Raw genomic sequence first — 862 nt, forward strand, 5'->3', positions numbered from 1 at the left:
TGTGACCTACCTTTTCGATATCAATTTCCAAATAATTTCAGAACGAAAAAATGACTGGTACTGATTGCTGCATTTTGATTTTTTCAAAATTTCTTGCTATAATAAATGTGCGAAGCGATATTAAAGAACAAGCATGTTTACACCAAAAAAGCCCTCCTACTGCGAATAGGAGGGCTTTTTTTGCGCTGTTGCGACTCCAGCGTTGGGGCCAGAAGGCAACTGCTTCGACTATCGGCTAATCGTCTAGCCAGCGATCAACTAGTAAGAGTACTAGACCCACGAATAGTGGAGCGATAATCAGCGATATTAAAGTTTCTAGCATATTTACACCCCCTCACGGGGCAGTTGCCATTAACGAGTATAACATGAACAATTCAAGTGATCAGTTGTTTCTTTATTTTCTATTGCCTTTATAATAATCCATAAAAAGAGGAGTTGATCTTGTGCACGGTGAAGAGGATTCTCGGCTAACCTATGAACTTTCCCGCTACTTGACCAATACAGAATGGGATCGAATCGAGCGAACCAAAAAAATTTATGAAAGGATCAAGAGTGAGGAAGAACTGAACCGACTCAGTAAATCCACAAAAATCCCTTTCGACCATTTACTGCTGATCATGCAAGGTGAGATCATAGCGGACGACTATACACTAAAATTACTAGAAGAAAACATGTAGTTTTCTTACTGCATGTTCCTCTACTTTGATTGCTGCATTCAATCGGTTTCGCTTGGCAAAGCGAATTCATGTATACTAAAAGAAAAACAAACGAGGTGGCACCCTTGTGACAACGGACAGATAACCAAAACAAATATTGACAGTAAAAGAACTTGCTGAATTTTTTGGTATCAGCAGACAAGCTA

General features: G+C 39.3%; 2 protein-coding genes. One reads left to right on the forward strand and one right to left on the reverse strand.

The window, feature by feature from the left end:
- Positions 1–235: 235 nt before the first annotated feature.
- Complete coding sequence (locus IAE45_RS18655; RefSeq protein ID WP_115224856.1) at positions 236–322, reverse strand: type I toxin-antitoxin system Fst family toxin; 87 nt, start codon at positions 320–322, stop codon at positions 236–238.
- A 121-nt stretch (positions 323–443) separates the two neighbouring features.
- Between IAE45_RS18655 and IAE45_RS18660 the strand changes: the two genes are divergently transcribed.
- On the forward strand, positions 444–677 hold the full coding sequence (locus tag IAE45_RS18660; RefSeq protein WP_005237737.1) for a hypothetical protein: 234 nt from the start codon (positions 444–446) through the stop codon (positions 675–677).
- Positions 678–862 lie beyond the last annotated feature (185 nt).

Origin of the sequence: Enterococcus sp. S53 (assembly GCF_016516865.1) — a bacterium.
In the GTDB taxonomy this organism is placed as follows: Bacteria; Bacillota; Bacilli; order Lactobacillales; family Enterococcaceae; genus Enterococcus_D; species Enterococcus_D innesii.